Origin of the sequence: Flavobacterium sandaracinum, assembly GCF_004349135.1 — a bacterium.
GTDB classification, from domain to species: Bacteria; Bacteroidota; Bacteroidia; order Flavobacteriales; family Flavobacteriaceae; genus Flavobacterium; species Flavobacterium sandaracinum.
In genome coordinates, this window is the sequence record NZ_SMFN01000001.1 from 307745 (window position 1) to 330218 (window position 22474).

The 22474-nt window shown below is 34.9% G+C and carries 23 protein-coding genes; 15 read left to right on the top strand and 8 right to left on the bottom strand.

What is annotated here, in order from left to right; all coding sequences use genetic code 11:
- The first annotated feature begins 4 nt into the window (after window positions 1-4).
- The 3 genes from E0F91_RS01400 to E0F91_RS01410 all read left to right on the top strand — a co-directional run bounded on the left by E0F91_RS01400 (window position 5) and on the right by E0F91_RS01410 (window position 1635).
- On the top strand, window positions 5-370 hold the full coding sequence (locus E0F91_RS01400) for a 6-phosphogluconate dehydrogenase (protein WP_132064579.1): 366 nt from the start codon (window positions 5-7) through the stop codon (window positions 368-370).
- Window positions 371-916: an acyl-CoA thioesterase gene (locus E0F91_RS01405; protein ID WP_132064580.1), complete on the top strand. Its 546-nt coding sequence runs from the start codon at window positions 371-373 to the stop codon at window positions 914-916.
- Between the two features lie 179 nt (window positions 917-1095).
- On the top strand, window positions 1096-1635 hold the full coding sequence (locus tag E0F91_RS01410; RefSeq protein WP_132064581.1) for a YceI family protein: 540 nt from the start codon (window positions 1096-1098) through the stop codon (window positions 1633-1635).
- Window positions 1636-1637: 2 nt separating this feature from the next.
- On the opposite strand, the gene E0F91_RS01415 is transcribed toward E0F91_RS01410, so the two are convergent.
- Window positions 1638-2552 carry a TIGR01777 family oxidoreductase gene (locus tag E0F91_RS01415; RefSeq protein ID WP_132064582.1) on the bottom strand — a complete coding sequence of 305 codons (915 nt, stop codon included), beginning with the start codon at window positions 2550-2552 and terminating at the stop codon, window positions 1638-1640.
- 117 nt (window positions 2553-2669) lie between these two features.
- Between E0F91_RS01415 and E0F91_RS01420 the strand changes: the two genes are divergently transcribed.
- The 9 genes from E0F91_RS01420 (at window position 2670) to E0F91_RS01460 (ending at window position 10916) form a co-directional block, all read left to right on the top strand.
- Complete coding sequence (locus tag E0F91_RS01420; protein ID WP_132064583.1) at window positions 2670-3329, top strand: TetR family transcriptional regulator C-terminal domain-containing protein; 660 nt, start codon at window positions 2670-2672, stop codon at window positions 3327-3329.
- Complete coding sequence (locus E0F91_RS01425) at window positions 3329-4636, top strand: ABC1 kinase family protein (RefSeq protein WP_132064584.1); 1308 nt, start codon at window positions 3329-3331, stop codon at window positions 4634-4636. Before E0F91_RS01420 ends, E0F91_RS01425 begins: the two co-directional genes overlap by 1 nt.
- A complete protein-coding gene (locus tag E0F91_RS01430) occupies window positions 4636-4770 on the top strand; it encodes a DUF2256 domain-containing protein (protein WP_165930074.1) in 135 nt (44 codons plus the stop codon). The genes E0F91_RS01425 and E0F91_RS01430 overlap by 1 nt, the downstream gene beginning before the upstream one ends.
- The gene (locus E0F91_RS01435) at window positions 4746-6050 is read left to right on the top strand and encodes a DASH family cryptochrome (RefSeq protein ID WP_132064585.1); all 1305 of its coding nucleotides are present in this window, start codon (window positions 4746-4748) and stop codon (window positions 6048-6050) included. Before E0F91_RS01430 ends, E0F91_RS01435 begins: the two co-directional genes overlap by 25 nt.
- 9 nt (window positions 6051-6059) lie before the next feature.
- A complete protein-coding gene (locus tag E0F91_RS01440) occupies window positions 6060-7544 on the top strand; it encodes a cryptochrome/deoxyribodipyrimidine photo-lyase family protein (RefSeq protein ID WP_132064586.1) in 1485 nt (494 codons plus the stop codon).
- A gap of 48 nt (window positions 7545-7592) precedes the next feature.
- The gene (locus tag E0F91_RS01445) at window positions 7593-7877 is read left to right on the top strand and encodes a TIGR03643 family protein (RefSeq protein WP_394331019.1); all 285 of its coding nucleotides are present in this window, start codon (window positions 7593-7595) and stop codon (window positions 7875-7877) included.
- A gap of 56 nt (window positions 7878-7933) precedes the next feature.
- Window positions 7934-8617, top strand: a complete 684-nt coding sequence (locus E0F91_RS01450) for an SDR family NAD(P)-dependent oxidoreductase (protein WP_132064587.1) — start codon at window positions 7934-7936, stop codon at window positions 8615-8617.
- A 153-nt stretch (window positions 8618-8770) separates the two neighbouring features.
- Window positions 8771-9382 carry a GTP cyclohydrolase I FolE gene (gene folE, locus E0F91_RS01455; protein WP_073350854.1) on the top strand — a complete coding sequence of 204 codons (612 nt, stop codon included), beginning with the start codon at window positions 8771-8773 and terminating at the stop codon, window positions 9380-9382.
- 115 nt (window positions 9383-9497) lie between these two features.
- Window positions 9498-10916, top strand: a complete 1419-nt coding sequence (locus E0F91_RS01460) for an SDR family oxidoreductase (protein WP_132064588.1) — start codon at window positions 9498-9500, stop codon at window positions 10914-10916.
- A 74-nt stretch (window positions 10917-10990) separates the two neighbouring features.
- Here the strand turns inward: E0F91_RS01460 and E0F91_RS01465 are convergent, their stop codons facing one another.
- The 7 genes from E0F91_RS01465 to E0F91_RS01495 form a co-directional block, all read right to left on the bottom strand.
- On the bottom strand, window positions 10991-12286 hold the full coding sequence (locus E0F91_RS01465) for a cryptochrome/photolyase family protein (protein ID WP_132064589.1): 1296 nt from the start codon (window positions 12284-12286) through the stop codon (window positions 10991-10993).
- Window positions 12286-12747 (bottom strand): SRPBCC family protein, encoded by a 462-nt coding sequence (locus E0F91_RS01470; RefSeq protein WP_073350848.1) that lies wholly within the window; start codon window positions 12745-12747, stop codon window positions 12286-12288. Before E0F91_RS01470 ends, E0F91_RS01465 begins: the two co-directional genes overlap by 1 nt.
- A 165-nt stretch (window positions 12748-12912) precedes the next feature.
- Complete coding sequence (locus E0F91_RS01475; protein ID WP_132064590.1) at window positions 12913-13353, bottom strand: sterol desaturase family protein; 441 nt, start codon at window positions 13351-13353, stop codon at window positions 12913-12915.
- Between the two features lie 46 nt (window positions 13354-13399).
- Window positions 13400-14239 (bottom strand): phytoene/squalene synthase family protein, encoded by an 840-nt coding sequence (locus tag E0F91_RS01480; protein ID WP_132064591.1) that lies wholly within the window; start codon window positions 14237-14239, stop codon window positions 13400-13402.
- Between the two features lies 1 nt (window position 14240).
- Window positions 14241-15716 (bottom strand): phytoene desaturase family protein, encoded by a 1476-nt coding sequence (locus E0F91_RS01485; protein WP_132064592.1) that lies wholly within the window; start codon window positions 15714-15716, stop codon window positions 14241-14243.
- 37 nt (window positions 15717-15753) lie between these two features.
- On the bottom strand, window positions 15754-16650 hold the full coding sequence (locus E0F91_RS01490; RefSeq protein WP_132064593.1) for a MerR family transcriptional regulator: 897 nt from the start codon (window positions 16648-16650) through the stop codon (window positions 15754-15756).
- Window positions 16651-17314: 664 nt separating this feature from the next.
- Window positions 17315-19357: a CotH kinase family protein gene (locus E0F91_RS01495; RefSeq protein WP_132064594.1), complete on the bottom strand. Its 2043-nt coding sequence runs from the start codon at window positions 19355-19357 to the stop codon at window positions 17315-17317.
- A gap of 422 nt (window positions 19358-19779) precedes the next feature.
- On the opposite strand from E0F91_RS01495, the gene E0F91_RS01500 reads away from it, so the two are divergent.
- From E0F91_RS01500 to E0F91_RS01510, 3 genes are all read left to right on the top strand, one after another.
- A complete protein-coding gene (locus E0F91_RS01500; RefSeq protein ID WP_132064595.1) occupies window positions 19780-20415 on the top strand; it encodes a phosphoribosyltransferase in 636 nt (211 codons plus the stop codon).
- Between the two features lie 312 nt (window positions 20416-20727).
- Window positions 20728-21411 carry a nitroreductase family protein gene (locus tag E0F91_RS01505; protein ID WP_132064596.1) on the top strand — a complete coding sequence of 228 codons (684 nt, stop codon included), beginning with the start codon at window positions 20728-20730 and terminating at the stop codon, window positions 21409-21411.
- 37 nt (window positions 21412-21448) lie between these two features.
- Window positions 21449-22342: a dienelactone hydrolase family protein gene (locus tag E0F91_RS01510; protein WP_132064597.1), complete on the top strand. Its 894-nt coding sequence runs from the start codon at window positions 21449-21451 to the stop codon at window positions 22340-22342.
- Window positions 22343-22474 lie beyond the last annotated feature (132 nt).

Consider the following 22474-nt stretch of genomic DNA (forward strand, 5'->3'; position numbering starts at 1 on the left):
AAAAATGAGAAAATTTTTAATGGTTACCATTGCAATAGTAGTACTGTTTATTGTAGGTTATTTTACTTTTTTATACAACGCGACCTACAGTGAGGGCTTTCGTTCAGGCGAATTAATCAAGGTCAGCAACAAGGGAGTCGCTTTCAAAACGTGGGAAGGAGAAATTAGTCAAGGAATTTCCGGAGCACAAATATTTTCTTTTTCAGTAATGGATAGCGAAGAAAAAGTAATTTTAGATTTAAAAGAAATAGAAGGTCAATATGTTCAAGTAAAATATGTTGAACGGTACCGAACCTTTCCCTGGTGGGGCGACAGCCGTTATTTTATTACTGATGTCAAAAAAGTAAATTCACCCTTTAAAATAAAATAAATGAATCGCACCTTTAAAACTGTAGCGTCCTCGGATATTAGTATCTCCGAATTAATGTTGCCTTCCAACACAAATTTTAGCGGTAAAATTCATGGGGGATACATCTTATCCTTACTAGATCAAATTGCGTTTGCTTGTGCCTCAAAATTTTCCGGTAATTATTGTGTAACTGCCTCTGTAGACACCGTAAATTTCTTAAAACCTATTGAAGTAGGGGAATTAGTAACGATGAAAGCCAGCGTGAACTTTGTAGGAAACAGTTCTATGATTGTAGGTATTAGAGTGGAAGCAGAAAATATTCAGACTGGAAAAATCAAACATTGCAACTCTTCCTATTTTACGATGGTCGCCAAAAATAGCGAAGGTAAAAGCACACTAGTTCCTGGTTTAATTCTTTCTAATATGAAAGATGTACGCCGTTATTTCAACTGTATCAAACAAGTTTCCTTGAAAAAGGAACAAAATATTCACGAAGAAGTATTTGATTACACTTCGGAAGAATCATTGGAAAGTTTAAAAAAATATAATGTAAAGTTAGAACTATAAATGCAACGAAATTTCTAAATAGAGAAAAGTAGACCTTTAATTTTATCACTATTATTTCATAGCAATTTCTGATAAAAAGTCATCAAAAATTAACTAATGCCCAAGATTTTTAATTGAGTAACTGCTTTTATTTCAACAATTTATTTTGTAACTTTAAGTAATTTAATTCATAAAACGTTATGAAAAAAATTACTCAAATAGTACTGCTTTTCATTGCAATTGCTGTTACTGCTCAAGAAAAATTAGTTTCGTACGTAGGCATCACAAATTTTGAAGCTTCCATTCCTTTGTTTGAAGAAGTAAAAGCAATAAATGAAAAAACCACCTGTATTTTAATTACAAAAACAGGCGACTTCGCTTGTTGGATTAACATCAAAGATTTTAAATTCAAAAGAAATTTGATGGAAGAGCATTTCAATAAAAATTACATGGAAAGCAGCCGGTATCCTAAAGCCGTCTTTAAAGGCAAAATTGAAAAACTAGATATAAACAATCTTACCTCAGAATTTCGATCCTATCAAATCAATGGTAAAATAACCATACGAGGACGTACTAAAAAAATATCAATCCAAGGAACGCTAAAGAAGGTAGAAAATGGCATTGAACTGCAATCCGAATTCCCCTTAAACACGGATGATTTTAGGATCGAAATTCCTTTTATCGTACGCAGCAAAATAGCGAAAAACGTTACCACTCAAATTGTTTGTGTGTTAAAATAATGCTATTTTGTTAAACAGTCTCGCAATGCCTCTTCTAAATTTTTAAACTTAAATTTAAAACCTGTTTGTTCTATTTTATCAGAGGAAATTCTTCTTCCTGTTAATACAATTACGGCCATTTCCCCCATCACAAATTTCAGAACAAACGCAGGCACATTAGGCAACCAGATCGAATAGCCAAAAATACGAGCCAATGTTTTAGAAAATACGGCATTGGTGGTATTGTCGTTTATGGCAGCGTTATAAGGCCCAACCATTTCGGTATTCTCAATCGCTTCTAAATACATCGTACACAAATCTTCAACATGAATCCATGGCATATATTGGTTGCCTGAACCCAATGCTGAACCCAATCTGTATTTGAAAAGCGGAATAAGTTTTTTCAAAAAACCATCATTTTTGCCTAAGACTAATCCCGTTCGGATTTTTACGGTCCGGATATTTAAATTTTCAATAAAATCAATAGACTCTTCCCATTTTTGGCAGGTGTATCCTAAAAAGTCATTGGCTGGTACGGTCTCTTCGGTACAGATTTTTTTCCCATTTACTGCTCCATAAATTCCAACGGCTGAGGCTGAAATAAATGCGTCAAGTTTCTTATAATGCTTTTTCAGTACCGAATATAACAGTTGGGATGATTTTTCTCTACTGTCAATAACAGCCGCTTTTCGTTTAGCAGTCCATCTTTTCTCTGCAATATTTTCGCCAGCAAGATGAATGATATAATCTGCTTTTAAAACAGCTTCCTCTTCAATTGTACCGTTCGCAACATCCCATTTATAGTAGAAAATATCTCCCTTATTTTTCTTTTCAGTTCTACTCAAGATAGAAACTGAATATCCTTTGGCAAGCAACAGCCCAGTTAAATGTCTACCAATAAATCCTGAACCGCCGCTTATTAAAACATTTTTTTTCATAATAGTGTAAAGCTAATGATTTATAATGATATAAAATTATATTAAATTTTGTTTAACTTTATTAATATATCGTTAAACATTCACTACCTTTATACTCTAATTTGAAACATAGAAAAAATGGCTACTAAAAAGACAACAATAACTAAAGACAAAATAGTTTCAATGTACATGAATTATGTACTAGAGCACAGTGAAAAACCAAAATCAGTATATCATTTTACAAAAATAAATGATTTTTCGGAAACAGAATTTTATGCCTTTTTTGGTACTATCGAAAGTATTGAAAAGGAAATTTTTAAAATGTTTCTGGAAAAAACAGTGGATTTGCTAAATAAAAACAAAGACTACGAAACCTATGACATGAAAAGTAAGTTACTAAGTTTTTACTTCACTTTCTTTGAAATACTAACCGCCAACAGAAGTTATGTAGTAATGACTTTGAAAGAGCACAACAATCAATTGAAAAAATTGATGCAACTTTCTGGACTTAAAAATAGCTTTAAAAACTATTTGGCTGAAATTATTTCAGATGACTTTAGAACACAACAAGAAAAACTTCAAAATTTCCAAGAAAAAACATTTCAAGAAACCTCTTGGATACAGCTTTTATTAGCATTAAAGTTCTGGATAGATGATTCTTCTCCTGCTTTTGAGAAAACAGATATATATATCGAAAAATCAGTGAAAGCCTCTTTCGAACTAATGAATATTGTGCCTTTAGACAGCTTAATCGACTTTGGAAAATTTATTTTCAAAGAAAAAATATACAACAAATAATGAAAACCATAGACTACATTCCTACTTCAAAAATTGAAAGAGCTACAAAACTAGTACAAACAGGTGCCAAAGTTGGTGTAAACTATTTAAAATATTATGGAGAAAAAATGGTCAATTCAGATTTGACTCGTGATAAATTAAATGAAGACAATGCAGAGGATATTTACGATGGACTGAAAAGTCTGAAAGGAAGTGCTTTGAAAGTTGCACAAATGCTAAGCATGGATAAAAGTTTTCTGCCGCAAGCCTATGTCGAAAAATTTTCGCTTTCCCAATTTTCTGTTCCGCCACTTTCAGCTCCTTTAGTGTTAAAAACATTTAAGGCAAATTTTGGAAAAACACCATTTGAAATATTTGATGAATTCAACTCCACCTCTCTAAATGCAGCTAGTATTGGACAAGTGCACGTTGCCTTTAAAGACGGTAAAAAATTAGCGGTAAAAATTCAGTATCCTGGAGTTGCCAACAGTATTTCATCTGATTTAGCGATGGTAAAACCCATTGCCATCAGAATGTTTAACCTTCAAGGGAAGGATTCCGATAAATATTTCAAGGAAGTAGAAGACAAATTGATTGAGGAAACCAATTATCTCTTGGAATTAAAACAAAGTCAAGAAGTAGTTGCCGCTTGTAAAAAAATCGAAAACTTAGTCTTTCCAGAGTATTATCCAAAGTTTTCATCAGAGAAAATCATTACGATGGACTGGATGACTGGGATTCACCTTTCTGAGTTTACAAAGAAAAATACGGACCAAAAAGTGGCTGACAAAGTGGGTCAAGCCTTGTGGAATTTCTACATGTACCAAATTCATATTCTGAGAAAAGTACACGCTGATCCACATCCTGGAAATTTCTTAGTGAACGATGCAAACGAATTAGTGGCTTTGGATTTTGGGTGTATGAAACAGATTCCAGCCGACTTTTACACTCCGTATTTTGAATTGATAGATACAAAAGTAATCAACGACCCTAAAATATTCAATGCTAAATTATTTGACTTAGAAATTTTACGAGTAGACGATTCCAAAGAAGAGGTAGCTTATTTCACCGAATTGTTCCATGATTTATTATCCTTATTTACAAAGCCTTTTCAAGCAAAAACATTCGACTTCTCAGATGAAACTTTTTTTGAAAGTATTGCGCAATTGGGAGAACGATTTTCAAAAGATACGAATCTAAGAAAAATGAATGGAAACAGAGGCTCTAAGCACTTTATTTACATGAATAGAACCTTTTTTGGCTTATACAATTTGATGTTTGATTTGAAAGCAAAAATTGTTGTCAATGAATATGAAAAATACAACTAGTGAAAAAGGAAAATCTGCCTTCCAAAATGTGCTTGGTATGCAACCGACCATTTAATTGGCGGAAAAAATGGGAGAAAGTATGGGACGAAGTCAAATATTGTAGCGAAAAATGCAAAAAAAACAAAAAGGGTTAGTTTGGTTTAGAAATGATTTAAGAGTTACTGATAACGAATCATTAACCAATGCTATTGATGAAAATGAAGCCGTAATCGCGGTGTATTGTTTTGATCCAAGACATTATGAAGAAACAAGATTTGGATTTAAGAAAACAGAAAAGTTTCGAGCTAAGTTTCTGATTGAATCGGTAACGGCGTTGAAGCAAAATCTAGAAAAATTGAATATTCCGCTTTTGGTTTATCACCAAAAACCAGAAGATTCGATTTCGGAAGTTATAGTTCAAAATGAGATTACATCTATATATTTCCAAGAAGAATGGACGAGTGAAGAAATGGAAATTTTAGAGAATGTTAAAGTGAAAATTTTAGATTCGATCAATTTTAAAAGTACTTACAATCAGTTCTTATTTCATCCTGAAGACATCCCGTTTGACATTCAATCGATTCCAAATGTTTTTACACAATTCAGAAATCAGTGTGAAAAAGCAACGAAAATTCGTGCTGAATTTACGGTTCAACCCATGCCAGAAGACAATTTGATTGCAAACGAAACTGTAATTCCTAGCATGGAAACATTAGGTTTTACTGATTTTAAAATGGATTCCAGAACGGCGTTTCCCTTTCTTGGTGGCGAAGAAGAAGCACTGAAACGATTACAGAATTATTTTTGGGAAACCAAAAAACTGAGTGTTTATAAACTGACTCGCAACGGATTAATTGGTACTGATTTTAGTTCGAAGTTCTCTCCTTGGTTAGCCAACGGTTCTATTTCGGCGAAGACTATTTATTGGGAAATCATTAAATACGAACAACAAATCACTAAAAACGAATCTACGTATTGGTTGATTTTCGAATTGATTTGGAGGGATTACTTTAAATATATTTCACTAAAAAATGGGAATTCTATTTTTAAAATTGGAGGAATTCTAAACAAAAATTACGATTGGAAAAGAAACACGGCTGACCTTAAAAAATGGATCAACGGCACTACTGCAGCTCCTTTTGTAAATGCAAATATGATTGAATTACAAAAAACAGGCTGGATGAGTAATCGTGGAAGACAAAATGTAGCTTCCTATTTTGCAAAAGACCTTCTGATTGACTGGCGTATCGGTGCCGCGTATTTTGAAGCGATGCTTATCGATTACGATGTGCACAGCAACTATGGCAATTGGATGTATGTTTCTGGAGTGGGCAACGATCCTAGAAACCGAAAATTCAATGTTGAATTACAAGCAAGCAATTACGATGGACAATCAAAATTCCAGAACTTATGGTTGCAACAACAATTATTTTAGAAAAATAAAATGAACACAAGTAAAAAAATAATCAATGTGGTTTGGTTTAAAAGAGACCTTCGTTTACAAGATAACGAGGCAATCTTTAATGCAATAAACACGGGCAAGCCAACTTTGTTACTTTACGTATTCGAGAAATCTTTAGAAAATGATTCGCATTACAGTTCGCGACACTGGAATTTTATAAAGCAATCCATAGTAGATTTAAATAAACAACTGAAACCTTCCAACACGCACATTCTAGCAGTCTCGTCAGAAGTGCTTCATGTTTTCAATATCTTAGAGGAACTTTACAAGATAGATACTGTGTTTTCACATCAGGAAACAGGATTGAAAGTCACCTATGAAAGAGACAAAACATTCAAAAGATTTTGTAAAAACAACCAAATAAACTGGGTTGAAAACACGAATAACGGAATTTTCAGAGCTTTAAGAAACAGAACCAATTGGGTATCTCAGTGGGAAGAATATATGAATCAACTCCAATATGTTTTTGATGCTAACCCAACAAATTACCTGTCATCTGAAGCTATCGAAGAACTTGAAAAAACATTAGAGAAAACAAATCTAGAGACTATTCCAGATAGCATCTTCCAAAAAGGAGGCGCTACCATGGCTGGCAAATATTTACAAACTTTCTTTGATGAACGCTACCATAATTATAGCTCACATATTTCAAAACCTTTACTAGCTAGAAAAAGTTGCAGCAGATTATCACCCTACATTGCTTGGGGGAATTTATCCTCTAGACAAGTGTTACAAAAAGCGGCTACTTTTAGACTGGTTTGCAACGACAAGAAACAAATTGATTCGTTTGTGTCCCGACTCACATGGCAAGCACATTTCATACAGAAATTTGAAATGGAAGAAATCATGGAGTTTGAAAGCGTAAATAAAGGATTTCATTCCTTGAAAAAGAAAATCAATGAGAATTATATTGAAGCATGGAAAACAGGACAAACTGGCTTCCCATTGATTGATGCTTGCATGCGGTGTTTGAACGAAACAGGCTATCTAAATTTTAGGATGCGTGCCATGCTCGTTTCGTTTTTTACCCATAATTTATGGCAGCCATGGCAGGAAGCTACACAACACCTATCCCAGATGTTTTTGGATTTTGAACCCGGCATCCATTTTCCGCAGTTACAAATGCAGGCTGGTGAAACCGGTATCAACATGTTACGCATATACAATCCAATCAAGAACAGCTACGAGCACGATGCGGACGGTGAGTTTATAAAAAAGTGGGTTCCAGAATTACGAGATTTACCTCGCGCTTTTGTACACGAACCCTTTAAAATGACTTATTTAGACCAGAAATTTAACAATTTTGAAGTAGGTGTCAATTACCCAAAACCAATTGTGAACATGGAAAGAACCAGGAAATTTGCAAGTGATTTTTTATGGCAAATGAAGAAAAATCCTCTGGTAAAAGAGGAAAGTTCAAGAATTTTAAAACTTCATACCATGGCTGACATTGGCGACAGCGAATAATATTGATAGAATTTAGCAATTAACCTCAACATTAAAAAATAAAATACCGTGACTATTAAAAAAGACCTCACTGATTTAGAAAAAGATAGAATAATCGAAATGGCTTGGGAGGATCGAACTACGTTTGATGCTATTTTACTGCAATTTGGATTAAAAGAACAAGAAGTAATTGAGTTAATGCGCACCGAAATGAAACCTTCCAGTTTTAGAATGTGGCGCGAAAGAGTACAAGGTCGTAAAACAAAACATGAAAAGCGAAGAGACTTTAGGGAAGGCCGTTTTAAGTGTACGATGCAACGACAGATTAACAACAACAAAATTTCTAAAAGATAACTTAGGAAAGCAATAAGAAAATACCGAATAGAATTAAATAACTAATTGAACAATATATGAAAAACATAGTAATCATTGGTGGTAGTAAAGGAATTGGTAATGCCATTTTATTGCAACAATTGGAGAACAACATCGTCTACAACATCAGCAGAAATGCGCCAGAAATTACGCATGCCAATCTGAAACATTTTACCGTGGATGTTTTACAAGATGCGCTACCAGAAATAGAAGCCATAGATACACTGATTTATTGTCCGGGTTCTATAAATTTAAAACCTATAGGAAGTCTGAGTATTGAGGACTTTAGAAATGATTTTGAAATAAATGTCATTGGAGCTGTAAAATCCATTCAGAAATACTTACCAGTTTTAAAGAAAGGAACAAATCCATCCATCATTCTTTTCAGCACCGTTGCGGCTAAATTAGGAATGCCTTTTCATGCTAGTATTGCTACTGCAAAAGCGGGAGTCGAAGGATTAGTAAAATCATTAGGTGCCGAGTTAGCTTCAGTTGTGCGGATTAATGCCATTGCTCCAACTATTACTGAAACTTCACTTTCGGCTAATATCTTGAGAAACGATCGCATGAAAGAAAACATGATCGAGCGCCACCCCATGAAAGGATATTTGAAACCGGAAGAAGTAGCCAATATGGCAAACTTCTTGATTTCTGAAAATGCAAAATCAATTTCAGGTCAAGTGTTCGAGATGGATTACGGAATAGTGACTTTTAAAATATAATAAAACAGAATTTTCTACCAGTAAGAAATTAAGACTAGTACGTTAACGCGCTTACTTATTGTTAATCATCGAATGGTTTAAATAAAAAATGCTGCAGAACGCATTTAAAAAATAAAATAATTAGCCCAATATATAATTGAAATATAGAATACGATGATAAAAGAACTAAAAAGCTACGAGAAAATTGAACAGTACGACGCGGAAATAACAGCATCACTAGCAGATAATTATAAAACTATAATTGACAATCTAGGTGAAGATGTCACTCGTGAAGGTCTAGAAAAAACTCCTGAAAGAGTAGCAAAAGCCATGCAGTATTTAACACATGGTTACGGATTAGATCCTCTAGAAATACTTCAATCGGCTATGTTTACTGAAGACCACAAGCAAATGATTGTGGTGAAAGATATTGAAGTGTATTCGATGTGCGAACACCACATGCTTCCATTTTTTGGTAAGGCACATGTAGCCTATATTCCAAATGGAAAGATTGTAGGTTTAAGCAAAATCCCAAGAATTGTGGATGCTTTTGCCAGAAGAATGCAAGTACAAGAACGCTTGACAGACCAAATTAAAGACTGTATTCAAGAGGCATTAAATCCACTTGGGGTTGCCGTTGTAATTGAAGCACAACACATGTGTATGCAAATGCGTGGTATTCAAAAACAAAACTCAGTTACAACCACTTCTTCTTTTACAGGAGCATTTGAAAAAGACAAGACTAGAAAAGAATTTATCAGTTTAATTTCTAATAAATTCAGTTAATTTGGAACTAAAAAAATTTGGTACACTAAAAAGACTGAAAAAAAGCCGTAAAATAGTTCGTCATTTGTGACTAAATTATTGCTAAGTTTACAATGTATCGACAAAAAACAAAATCATGAAAATTCTCTTAACAGGCGCAACAGGTTATATTGGAAAGCGACTTCTACCCTTATTGATAGGTGAAGGACACGACGTAATTTGTTGCGTAAGAGACAAAAACAGGTTTAATTGCCCAATTGAATTTCAAGACAAAGTGTCGGTCATTGAAGTGGATTTTCTACAGCAAGACACATTAGCTGCCATTCCAGAACAAATCGATGCTGCTTATTATCTTATTCATTCCATGTCAGGTTCTGCTACAAATTTTGATGAATTAGAAAGTATTTCAGCTCGGAATTTTGTGCAACGACTGCATCAAACCCAAGCCAAACAAGTTATTTATTTGAGTGGCATTGTCAACGATAAGTCATTATCCAAACATTTATCTTCCAGAAAAAAAGTAGAAGAAATTTTAAACACAGGTAGTTATGCTACTACAACACTACGAGCTGGAATTATTGTAGGATCAGGAAGTGCGTCGTTTGAAATCATTCGGGATTTAGTCAATAAATTGCCCATCATGATTACCCCAAAATGGTTGAATACTAAATGTCAACCTATTGCTATTCCGGATGTTCTTGATTTTTTGTCTAAATCATTACTAAATCCAGTAACCTACAATCAAAGTTTTGACATTGGAGGACCTGATATTTTAACGTACAAAGAAATGCTTTTAGGATTTGCAGAAGCCAAAAAATTAAAGCGATGGATTTTTACTGTTCCCGTAATGACCCCAAAATTATCCTCCTACTGGTTGTATTTTGTAACCTCAACTTCCTATAGACTGGCCTCAGCACTAGTCAGCAGCATGAAAGTAGAAGTAGTCTGCAGTGATAACCGAATCAATGAGTTATTGCATGTAACACCAATGACCTACAAACAGGCGCTTTCCCGTGCTCTGATAAAAGTAGACGAAGACAAAGTAGCTTCGAGCTGGAAAGATTCCTTAATTAGCGGGCGTTTTAGTAGCAATATGTCGGAATATTTAAAGGTTCCAAAAAAGGATTGCTTCATTGACCGTCGCAAAATGGAAATTATAGATCGCGATTTCACTATACAAAGAATTTGGTCTATTGGTGGCGACACCGGTTGGTATTACGGTGATTGGTTGTGGGATTTACGTGGCTTTATTGACAAATTATATGGTGGTGTAGGATCTCGAAGAGGAAGAACGAATAGACATGATATTCATTCTGGGGATGCTTTAGACTTTTGGCGCGTTTTGTATGCCAATAAAGAAGAAGGAAAATTAATCCTATTTGCCGAAATGAAACTGCCTGGTGAAGCTTGGCTAGAATTCAAAATTATCGGAAATACGTTGTATCAAGCAGCGACTTTTAGACCCAGAGGGATTTGGGGGAAATTATACTGGTATTCTGTTTTGCCGTTCCATGGATTTATTTTCGAAGGAATGCTGCAGAAATTGATTAAATAATATTGTTAAACAATAAGTCATATAAGTTTTTCTTTAAATTATCTAAAACTTACATGACTTATATGTTAAATAAATTACTTCAGAATTCCAGCTTTGTAAGTGGCAATCGCTCTATCTCTGGCCATAGCGTGCTCTACCATAGGTTTCCCATATCCTAAATCAAATTCTTTGATCCATTTCCGAATATAAATACCCTTTTCATCGAACTTTTTCTGTTGAATTTCTGGATTAAAAACACGGAAATAAGGCGCTGCATCACACCCGGTTCCTGCTGCCCATTGCCAGTTTCCAACATTGGCAGACATATCATAATCCAATAATTTTTCAGCAAAATAAGCTTCACCCCATTGCCATTGAATCATTAAATGTTTGATAAGAAAACTCGCAACCACCATGCGAACCCTATTGTGCATGTATCCGGTTTCATTGAGTTGACGCATTCCTGCATCAACCATTGGATAGCCTGTTGTTCCAGAACACCAACGCTTAAAATCTTCCTCATTGTTGCGCCATTGAATCCCATCATACGCTGCTTTGAAGTTTTGGGTAACGACTTTTGGAAAACTGAACAAGATTTGCATAAAGAATTCTCTCCAAATCAATTCACTCAAAAAGACATCATTTTTATGAAATGCCCAATTAACTAATTTCCGTACGCTTACCGTTCCAAAACGCAAATGTGGCGACAAATATGAGGTTTTATCTAAGGCTGGAAAATCTCTTATATCTTGATAATTTGCAATAAATTTTAAATTATGCGGCTTTACTTTTATATTACTTTCTTCAAAACCTATTTGTTTTAAAGTGGGAAAAGCAAAACGATTTTTGTGAAAGTTAGAAAAATGCGCTGCGGTATCGTATTCTTGAACCGGAGCCATTGATTTGTATTTTTCCAGCCACTTATTTTTAAAAGGCGTGTAAACTGTATAAGGCAATCCGTCCGCTTTTGTAATTTCTTTTTCTTCGAAAATGACTTGGTCTTTAAAAGAATAAGCCATGGTTTTATTGGTTTCTAAAAGTTCACAAATTACGGTGTCACGTTGTAACGCATACGGTTCGTAATCTTTATTGAAGAAAACTTCCTTGACCTCAAACTCTTCAATAAGCGCTTTCCAAACGTCAATAGTTTTTCCTTTTTTTACTAAAAGTGAACTGGCAATTTCTTGTAATTGTGTATTTATTTTCGAAAGTGAAACATGGATAAAACCTACTCTAGCATCATTTTTTGGTAAACTGTCTAAAATGGCATCATCAAAAATAAACAAAGGAATCACTGGAAATTTAGACTGTAGCGCTTGATATAAACCTACGTTATCTTCTAGACGCAAGTCGCGTCTAAACCAAAAAATAGAAACTTCTTGCTTGCTCATTATTTTGAATTAAACATTTCATCCACTTTAGTAACACGGTATTCGAAAATGGATTTCAATTTATTTTTAACGACCAATGTGTTCATGATTCGGCCTAAAAAGCCAAGTGGCAATCCGTAATGTACCACATCTGTCATTTTGGTTCCGGTTGGAGTGGCTTCAAAGAAATGCTTGTGGTGCCAAAAACTGTAGGGACCAAATTTTTGCTCGTCTATGAAATAACTATTTTCCTTTACTTGTGTAATTAGTGTCATCCAAGATAAAGTTATTCCAAAAAGTGGGGTAACTTTATACTGAATGATTTGTCCAGGATACATCGATTTTTGATCAAAATCCGTGATTTGAAAACCCATTCCTTCTGGTGTAATTTTTTGAAGATTTTTTGGATTTGAAAAAAAAGCCCAGCATTCTTCAACAGTTGCATTTACGTGTTGCACTGTTTCTTGTTTGTATATTTTCATGATTGGTGTTTTAGAAATAATTAGTGTCTTACGGACAAGCTTGCGTGAGGGACAGCAGTGGAGCTCTTTATTATACAGCCTGTCAAGGCAGTATAAAAAAAGCGGGAACGGATTGCCCGACCCCGCTGTAACGCTAGTGAAAGTGGGGTCACGCCCCAATTAAACTTATATTTTATAATATTTGAACGGTACAAATAACATTCCGAAACACTCGCCGTGGGCTTTACCCAAATGTTTGTGGTGTACTTTGTGTGCTTTACGCAAGCCGACTAAATACTTATTATTCGTGTGTTTGAACCATTTGAAACGTTGGTGAATTAATACATCGTGAATTAAAAAATAACACAAACCATAAAACATAATTCCTAGCCCGATGAAGAATTTATAATTCAATCCCCCTTCGACTCCGTAATAAAAAAGCGCAATGCTAGGAGCCGCAAAAATCACAAAAAAGATATCATTTCGTTCGAATATGTTTGCGTATTTAGGTTGGTGGTGATCGGCATGGAAATACCACATAGAGCCGTGCATTACGTATTTATGAGTGCACCAAGTAACACATTCCATTATTAAAAAAGTACTTAGAAAAATCAAAAAAAATATCATTTTATTCTATATTTAAGTATAACAATCCTTTAAAATAAGTTGTAAATTAAACTAACTTTAATTTATAAGAAACAAAAGACTTAGCTAATAAGCCCGCTTTTGTGTAGTTAGAAACTCGGATTCTGGCATTTCCTATTTCATGGCAAGGCGTGTTTTCTAACTTTTTTAATAGTTTTTTGTAGTACACAAAAGCGGTGTACACGCCAAACTTAGCTTCGATAGGAAGTTTTACAATTCCTTCATAAGCGACTCTGAAATCTTCTTCGATTTCATTGATGATTGCGGTTTTTGCATTTTCATCGAATGAATTCAAATCGACACCAGGGAAATAATTACGATTCAACACCAAATTATCATCCTTTAAATCACGAAGAAAATTCACTTTCTGGAACGCAGAACCCAATCGCATGGCTTCATCTTTCAGTTGCTCATAACGTTTATTATCACCCGCTACAAAAACCTTAAGACACATTAAACCAACCACATCCGCAGAGCCATAAATATACTCGTCGTACTCGGCTTTGCTGTTGTAATCTGATTTTATCAAATCTAATTTCATGCTTTTAAGAAAGGCCTGAATAAGGTCATCCGTTATATTATTTTCCTTCACAGTCTGCTGAAAAGAATTCAAGATTGGATTTAAACTAACTCCTCGGTTAAAGGCTTTATAATACTCATCCTCAAACTCAGTGATTAAACTTTCTTTGTCAAAACCATGGAAGCTATCCACAATTTCATCCGCAAAACGAACAAAACCATAGATGCTATAAATGGCATCTCTTATACTGGGTGACAACATATACACCGCCAGAGAAAAAGAGGTACTATAGCTTTTTGTAACTAACTTGCTACACTTAAAAGACACATCATCAAATAATTCCTTCATACTATTGTTCTGAAAATTGCTTATTAATTAATTCCGACACTAATTTTCCAGAAATTAATGCTGGAGGAACTCCGGGTCCAGGAACGGTCAATTGACCAGTAAAATATAAATTCTTAACCTTTTTGCTCTTTAGCTTTGGTCTTAAAAATGCAGTTTGTAATAAAGTGTTTGCCATGCCATACGCATTCCCTTTGTACGAATTATATTCAGACACAAAATCATTTTTACAAAACGATTCCTTAAATATAATATTATTTTTTACGCTTTGCTGTGTTAAAGTTTCAAAACGATCTATTATTTTATCAAAATATTCTTCTCGTAATGCTTCAGTATCATTAATTCCAGGAGCTAAAGGCACCAGAAAAAAACCAGATTCCATACCTTCAGGAGCGGCAGTTTTATCCGTCAATGAAGGGAAGTTCGCATAAAACAAAGGTTCTTTTGGCCATTGCGGTTCATCGTAAATATCTTTGGCATGTTGGTAAAAATCAACATCAAAAAACAAAGCATGATGCGAAATGTTTTCTATTTTCTTATCGAAACCTACGTAAAATAATAACGAGGAAGGAGCAAAAACGCGGCTATCCCAATATTTTTCTGAGTATGCACGAAATTCTTGATCCAATAAAGTCTCCGTGTGATGGTAATCAGCACCACTTAAAATCAAATCTGATTTTACAATTGTGCCATTGACTTGAATGGCTACAGCGGTTTTATTTTCAACAATTATCTTTTCAATATTGGCATTGGTTTCAAAGGCAACACCCAATTCTAGCGCTAAACTTTCCATAGCCCGCACTACATCAAACATTCCGGTTTTTGGGTGCCAAGTTCCAAGACCAAAATCGGCATAATTCATAAAACTATAAAACGACGGGGTGTCAGAAGGTTTAGCTCCAAGAAACAATACTGGAAATTCCAGAATTTGAATCAGTCTTTCGTTTTTGAATTTTTTTCGAACATCTCTACTGATGTTGCTAAAAAATTCCCCTACTTTCAAAGCTGTTTTTGTTGTGATTAATTCCAGTGGCGAAACGCCGGGACGGTACACTAAATCTTTGATAGCAATATCATAATTACTTTTGGCCCGAGCCATAAAATCTTGTAATAAGGCACCGCTCCCTTTTTCGATGGCTTCAAAGGCGGCAATAATCTCCGTTAAATTGTCTGCTATGGTTATAAAATCATCTATGCCGTAATACACACGGTATGCAGGAGATAATTTTATGAGTTCATAATAATCTGTTGTTTTCTTGTCAAAATCAGCAAAAAAACGATCAAACACATCGGGCATCCAATACCAACTCGGACCCATATCAAACGTAAAACCCTCTTTTTTTAGTTGTCTCGCTCTGCCTCCTATTGTCGCATTCTTCTCATAGACAGTAACATTGTGACCACTCTTAGCTAAATAGCAAGATGCTGCTAAAGCTGAAAATCCAGAACCTATTATTGTAATCTTTTTTATCTTTTCCATTTGTTTAGCAAATATACGAATTGTTTAAACAAAACAATTAAATCCAATCAACTAATTCGGTGATTGAATTGAAAGTTGTTATTCGTTCCGGCAGTTCCTCTTTTTTTATAAACTCAACCATGCGTCCAATATACCATAATTCAGTGGTTTCATCTAGTAATTCCTCAGACATTTTTTGCAAGTACCCATCCAGCAGATCTCGCTCTGGCTGTACCGTTAGATAAGAGACAAAAACAACAGAGTCAAAATGATTTTTCAGATCTTTCAAATTTTCAATAGGCATACTTTCCCCCAAATAAATGGTTTTGTAGCCGTGCAACAAAATCTCATAGTTGAGATACATTAGACCCAATTCATGAATCTCATTCATAGGAAGAGACAAAACGAAGACTTTGTCTAGTTTTGTTTGTTTTAAAATTTGAAGCTTTTCCGTATTAATCAACAGCTTTTGTTTAATTAAGTAGCTGATAAAATGTTCATGCGCTGGAGTTATCGTATCGGATTGCCATAACAACCCTAATTCATTCATTAAGGGTATAAACACTTGGTGGAATATTTCCTTGAATGATTTTTCAGCTATTAACCAATTATAAGTATTAAAGAATAGCTCTTGGTCAAAATTCATCATTGCCATTTTAAACTCACTGATTGCGTGGCTTTTGGCGGTTTTACTTGAAATTATCTCGCGTACTAAAGACGGTATTTTATCTTGTGGGTACGTTGCTATTTTTGAAATTTTATAGCCATAATCATGTAATAATGTAATATTTAACAATTTTTGTAGGCTGGCCAAATCGTACAAACGAATGTTAGTATCCGTGCGCATGGGTTGAAGAATATCATATCGTTTCTCCCATATTCGTATTGTATGCGCTTTTATTCCTGAAAGGTTTTCAAGATCCTTGATACTGAATACATTTTTTACATTGTTCATCGTTTATCGAAATTTAATAAACAAATGTAAAATAAATTTAATTATAAAATCGTACTATCGTACTTAAACTTTCATAGTGCTTGAAATATTTTTGTAAAAACGTGTCAATATTCAAATTTAAGTACAACACGTAGACACCCTTTAAATGGTACTTAATTTGGAAATTTAAGCTGATTTCTTATTTTTAAACCAACAGTTGAGATCGCAAACTTAGTCTCCAGTCCCACCAAAACGAACCATTTATTCTATAAATTACTAATTAACAACTGTTTATCTTAAGCCCAATAACGGTTCACAAACAAGGGAAGCAATCCTTACAAGATGTATTACAAACAAACTCATTTTAGCAAATACAGCTCAAATAGAGTGTAAAAAAAAGTACCATCGAATATTAAAACTTGTAGTACAAAAAAAAACAGATCAGTAAAAGCCTAAACTTTTTCTTATCTGTTCTTAAGTAATAAGAATAAAACAATGACGTATTTTTTTTTACCATATAAGTCATTGAAGTTTCATTTGTGTAAGACTGATAACTTAAACAATAATAAGGTCATTTAAGGTTTAATGCTTACATGACTTTTTATGTTAAATAGTATTTCACTCCTTTTATAGTACGGCAATAAATAAGTCCAACTACTTAAAATAGCTACTATTTGTTTTTCACTTATTTTTTTATAATTTTTTTACTGGTAAAACCTTCTTCATTGTATACCGTTATGAAATAAATACCAGGAGCATAAGTACTTACATCCAGATTGACATTATCTGAATTTGTTTTTACTTCTTGTACTAAAGCACCTAAAATACTAAACAATTTAACTCCAGTCATGGATTTATCAGCTTGTATGGTTACGCTATGGGTAACTGGGTTGGGATAGATCATGAGGGATGCTGATGCTAAAAATGATGGATTAGACAAGGCATCGCTAGTTGAAGCTACCCAACTTGAAGCCAAGTTATTATCTAACGTTGTACTGATCAGTTCCAGATAACTACCGCCACCATCAGGTGAAGTTGGCCATGGTGCTGAATCAAAATATTCTACGGAATCAATTGTATTTCCATCTGCATCCGCCAGAACAATTTTTTGCGATTTATTTGATAAATTTCTCGTGAACTGACCAAAAGGAACTGTACCATATTTACTTTGAAAAGTAGCCGCATTGCTTGTTAAAAAAATGGTTTCATTTGCTCCAATAGTTGAATTGTAAGGAAACTGAAAAGTGAGTCCTAACTGTCTAAAATACACACCGGAAAGATTGACAGACCGATCACTTATGTTCTTTAAGGCTACAAATTCTAAATCATTACTGACTGGAAAATCTGTTGCTGTTTTTGGATTGTAGTTAATTTTAGTAATTACTAGCGGTGGTACCGTAACATTGGCACAATTTGAAAATGAGCCTATATTATTTGTGATCCAAGTCGTTCTATCGTTAATAAAGGTTTTAATTCTATTTACATCCGTAACATGATCGTTTATAGTTCCCCATCTTTGACTCTCGCGAGGAATAGCTTCGCTTATGTAGCTTAAAGCAGTATCAACATAGGCAATCAGAACGTCTTTATTTAAAGGCTGACCTGATCCGTTGAGTTCGTTCCAACGTTTTGCAAGCTGACAATTGAATTCTCCGTTGTCAAATAAGTAACTCCAAAAAGGGGGTCCAACTCTATTCCCGTTATTAAACTGCCATTTATCAACATGGCTACTGTTGGTAAAAGTACTTCCAAAACTCTGATTGAAATCCCATACCGGTCCCGCCCGCAGTTTTCCTGCACGGTCTTTATGAAAAAAAGTACTGGACTGATACACATCCGCATTAGAAGCCAACTCATTGACCAACATAAAATCAACGAAGGAAGGAACATCAATAATAGTGCGGTATCCGTCTATTAAGTCATTATCATAAGCATGGTCTTGCAATCTATTGAATTCCGCTTCAATATACTGTGTTTGCTCTGGTGTGGCATTTTCAGGCTTAGGTAAATCATGAACAAATTTAGTTTCGTCCATCCAGAAAGCGACAGGATCTCCACCGGTTGTTTTATCCGCTTTTGTGATATAGCCTCCGGTTATATTTGGCAAAGTATTGTCCGTAACTTCAATTTTTAGTACGTTAACCCTATTTTCATTGGATTTAATTTTTTCCTGAAAAACATAAAGCCCTTTGTAATCCCCATTGATAACGACTTCACAAAATTCTGTTTTGGATGCGTAATTCCCCAATTGTCTTGACATGAAATAGCACAAATAATCCCTAACTAAGGAAGGATCAAAACCCAGTCCATTCAATATCCAATCGTTCTCACTTGGCATCCCAAAAATACTCACGTTATTATTAGACGTATTATCCGACTTCAAAGTAGTTAAACTATATTGTTTTTTGGGTAGCGTTTGCGTAGAAGAACCTCTTATTTCGATACCAATTCGACCGCTATAATTTAAAAATGAAGTCGTATTCTGATCCGTAAGGAAATTTCTAGTCCCATCTGGTCTCTTGATAATTTTCATCGTTGCCAAAATTTTAGGATCATCCAAAATTTCAAGAGGCAAATTAGTATTGGGATCATTATCTGTCGTAATAATGACAATAGGTAGATTACTATCGGTAAAAGTTTGAGCCATCACAGAATTAGAAGTAATCAATACAATCAACAAAATGATTGTTGAAATTGTATGCAGCCGAGTAATGTACAATTTTTTCATAATTTTATTTCTTATTAAATTAAAGTATAAATTTAATAAAAAATACAATACAATGTGTTGATAATCAATTATTTATGAAAAATAATGCCTATCAAAATAAAACTAAATTTTATGCTTTTAGGATAAGACTTCAAGTGCCTTTAGCAAGGCTGTTTTCAATACAAAAACAAGTACGCAACGATCTCAATTTTGGCTTTTGAGAATAATAGTGGGTTGCGAATAGACAAACTTTCCACTGCCCTATTTTGATTCACCATAAAATATAAATACTACAGGCCATAGGAGATAACAGCTAATACGCTACATGGTTCCCATTTATCAACGAGATGCAATAATTTTTACAACACTATAAATATAATCTATATAATTGAAAATCAGTACATTTACATACTTGTTTATTTTAATTTTTTAAATTGATACTTATGGATAACGAACTATTAAAAGACAGATTAGAAGCGGGCTTACTACTCTCCAAGAAACTAAAAAAATACAAAAATACAGATAGCGTAATCCTCGCCGTTCCTCGAGGAGGAGTTCCCGTGGGAAACAGCCTTGCAAAAAACTTACATCTTCCCTTAGATATTGTACTCTCAAAAAAGATTGGGCATCCCTACAATAAAGAATTTGCCATTGGTGCAGTTTCCTTAAATTCAATTAGTATTGACCGTGATCACAAAATTCCTCAAAAGTACATTGATGCTGAAATCATCCGGCTCCAAGAGTTCCTACGAGGAAAATATGAATATTATAGAGGCGCTCAACAACCGCTGGACATGGAGAACAAAAACGTAATCTTGGTAGATGACGGGATTGCTACCGGAAATACATTACTAGCCAGTATTGCGATGCTACGAAAAAAAAATCCAGCAAAAATAATCGTTGCCGTTCCCGTTTTGCCCTATGAAATGGTATCGGTCTTTAAAAAAAATGCTGATGAATTAGTCTATTTAATCGCTTCCAAAGATTTTTCAGGAGTTAGTAGTTTTTATGAACTTTTCGATCAAGTAGAAGATGAAGAAGTAATCCAGCTATTGAGCACTAGTAATCCAACCGCATAATGCAAGCGAACGGTCGTGAATAGAACTCAATAGAAAATACCGCCATTATGCTAAACAGGAACACTGAAAGGAGGGGTACTTTTCTACCCTCAATACGGCAGAATTTTTATTTTAACCCCTTATTTTGGCGACAGCAGATGAAGTAGCAACCACAAAACCGTAGCAGCACCGATACAATAAAACAGAAGATTTGATAGCAGACTGAACAGCCAGAGTAATCTATTCTTTGCCTGTTAGCCACATAAGTACAACTACAAACACAAAGGACTTCTATTTTTTTTTATATTTGACAGTAAGAAAATAACATTCTAAATGGCTGATAAAAAAATAATTGACAACTATCCTTATATTCATTACAACACACCCGTTCTTTCTGAGCCAGAGATGATAGAACGTTCCCTTTCTTTTTATGAAATAATGGACCGTAGGCGTTCTGTAAGGGAGTTTTCAGACCGATCAGTTCCTAAAGCAGTAATTGAAAACCTGATAAAAACGGCTTCAACGGCTCCTTCTGGCGCACACAAACAACCTTGGACTTTTTGTGTGATTGAAAATCCCGAAATTAAAAAACAAATTCGCATCGCTGCGGAGCAGGAGGAACTTCAAAGCTATGAATCTCGCATGTCAAGTGACTGGTTGGATGATCTAAAACCCTTAGGGACCGATTGGCACAAACCCTTTTTAGAAACCGCACCTTACCTCATCGTCGTTTTTAAACGCAGCTATGAATTGGATGTTGATGGCAACAAGAAGACCAACTATTATGTTCAAGAAAGCGTGGGTATTGCCGTTGGTTTTTTATTATCTGCCATTCATAACGCGGGTTTAGTCTCGTTGACCCACACGCCTAGCCCAATGAATTTCTTAACCAAAACGCTAAAAAGGCCCATCAATGAAAAACCTTTTTTACTTATTCCTGTTGGTTACCCTGCAGAAGACTGCTGGGTTCCGGACATACAAAGAAAAGACCTTGCGGCCATATCCGTTTTCTATTAATTGAAACAAAAGCATCCCTTTATATAAAACTAGCACTATGAAAAAAATAACCAAAGAAGACATCAGTCAAGAAGTATTTGACTTGTACGATGATTATGCACACAATAAAATTGACCGCCGTAGCTTTGTCGAAAAACTATCTCTATTTGCTGTAGGCACACTCACACTGCCTTCGCTACTGAGTTTTATGACGCCCAATTATGCGGATGCCGTGCTCATAAAACCCGAAGATCCTAGAATAAAATCTGGATTTATTACCTATGATTCGCCCAAAGGTGGCGGAACAATTAAAGGACTTTTATCCCAACCCACGGGTACCAAAAAGAAAGTACCGGGAATCATTGTTGTGCATGAAAACCGAGGATTGAATCCCTATATTGAAGACGTAGGACGCAGAGCAGCTGTAGAAGGATTTATCACTTTGGCACCAGATGCCTTGTCGCCATTGGGTGGTTATCCCGGAAATGATGATGCGGGACGCGAAATGCAAAAAAAACGAACTCGAGAGGAAATGCTCGAAGACTTTATTGCCGCCTACAACTATCTCAAAGCCCACAAGGATTGCAACGGACACATCGGTGTAGTAGGATTTTGTTTTGGAGGTTGGATTGCCAATATGATGGCGGTTAAAATCCCGACTTTGGGCGCTGCCGTTCCGTACTATGGAGGCCAACCCACAGCAACCGAAGCCGAACTCATAAAAACGCCTATCCTAGCCCAATACGCTAGCTTAGATACGCGTGTCAATGAAGGTTGGCCCGCGTATGAAGCCATCCTTAAAAAGAACAAAGTACACCACACTGCTTATTTTTATGAAGGCGTGAACCATGGTTTTCACAACAACACCACGCCACGCTATGATGACAAAGCCGCTACTTTATCTTGGGAACGTACCATTGCGTTTTTTAAACAAGAACTCAAAAAAAAGTAAAAATATACGGTTTGATGAAAAAGTGGAAAGGTAATGTTTCCACTTTTTTTTTGTTAAATTTCCTAATTTATGGATTTCCGTATATTTGTTAGCAGTGGATTTTGTAATATTGAAAATCAATACAACGTGAAC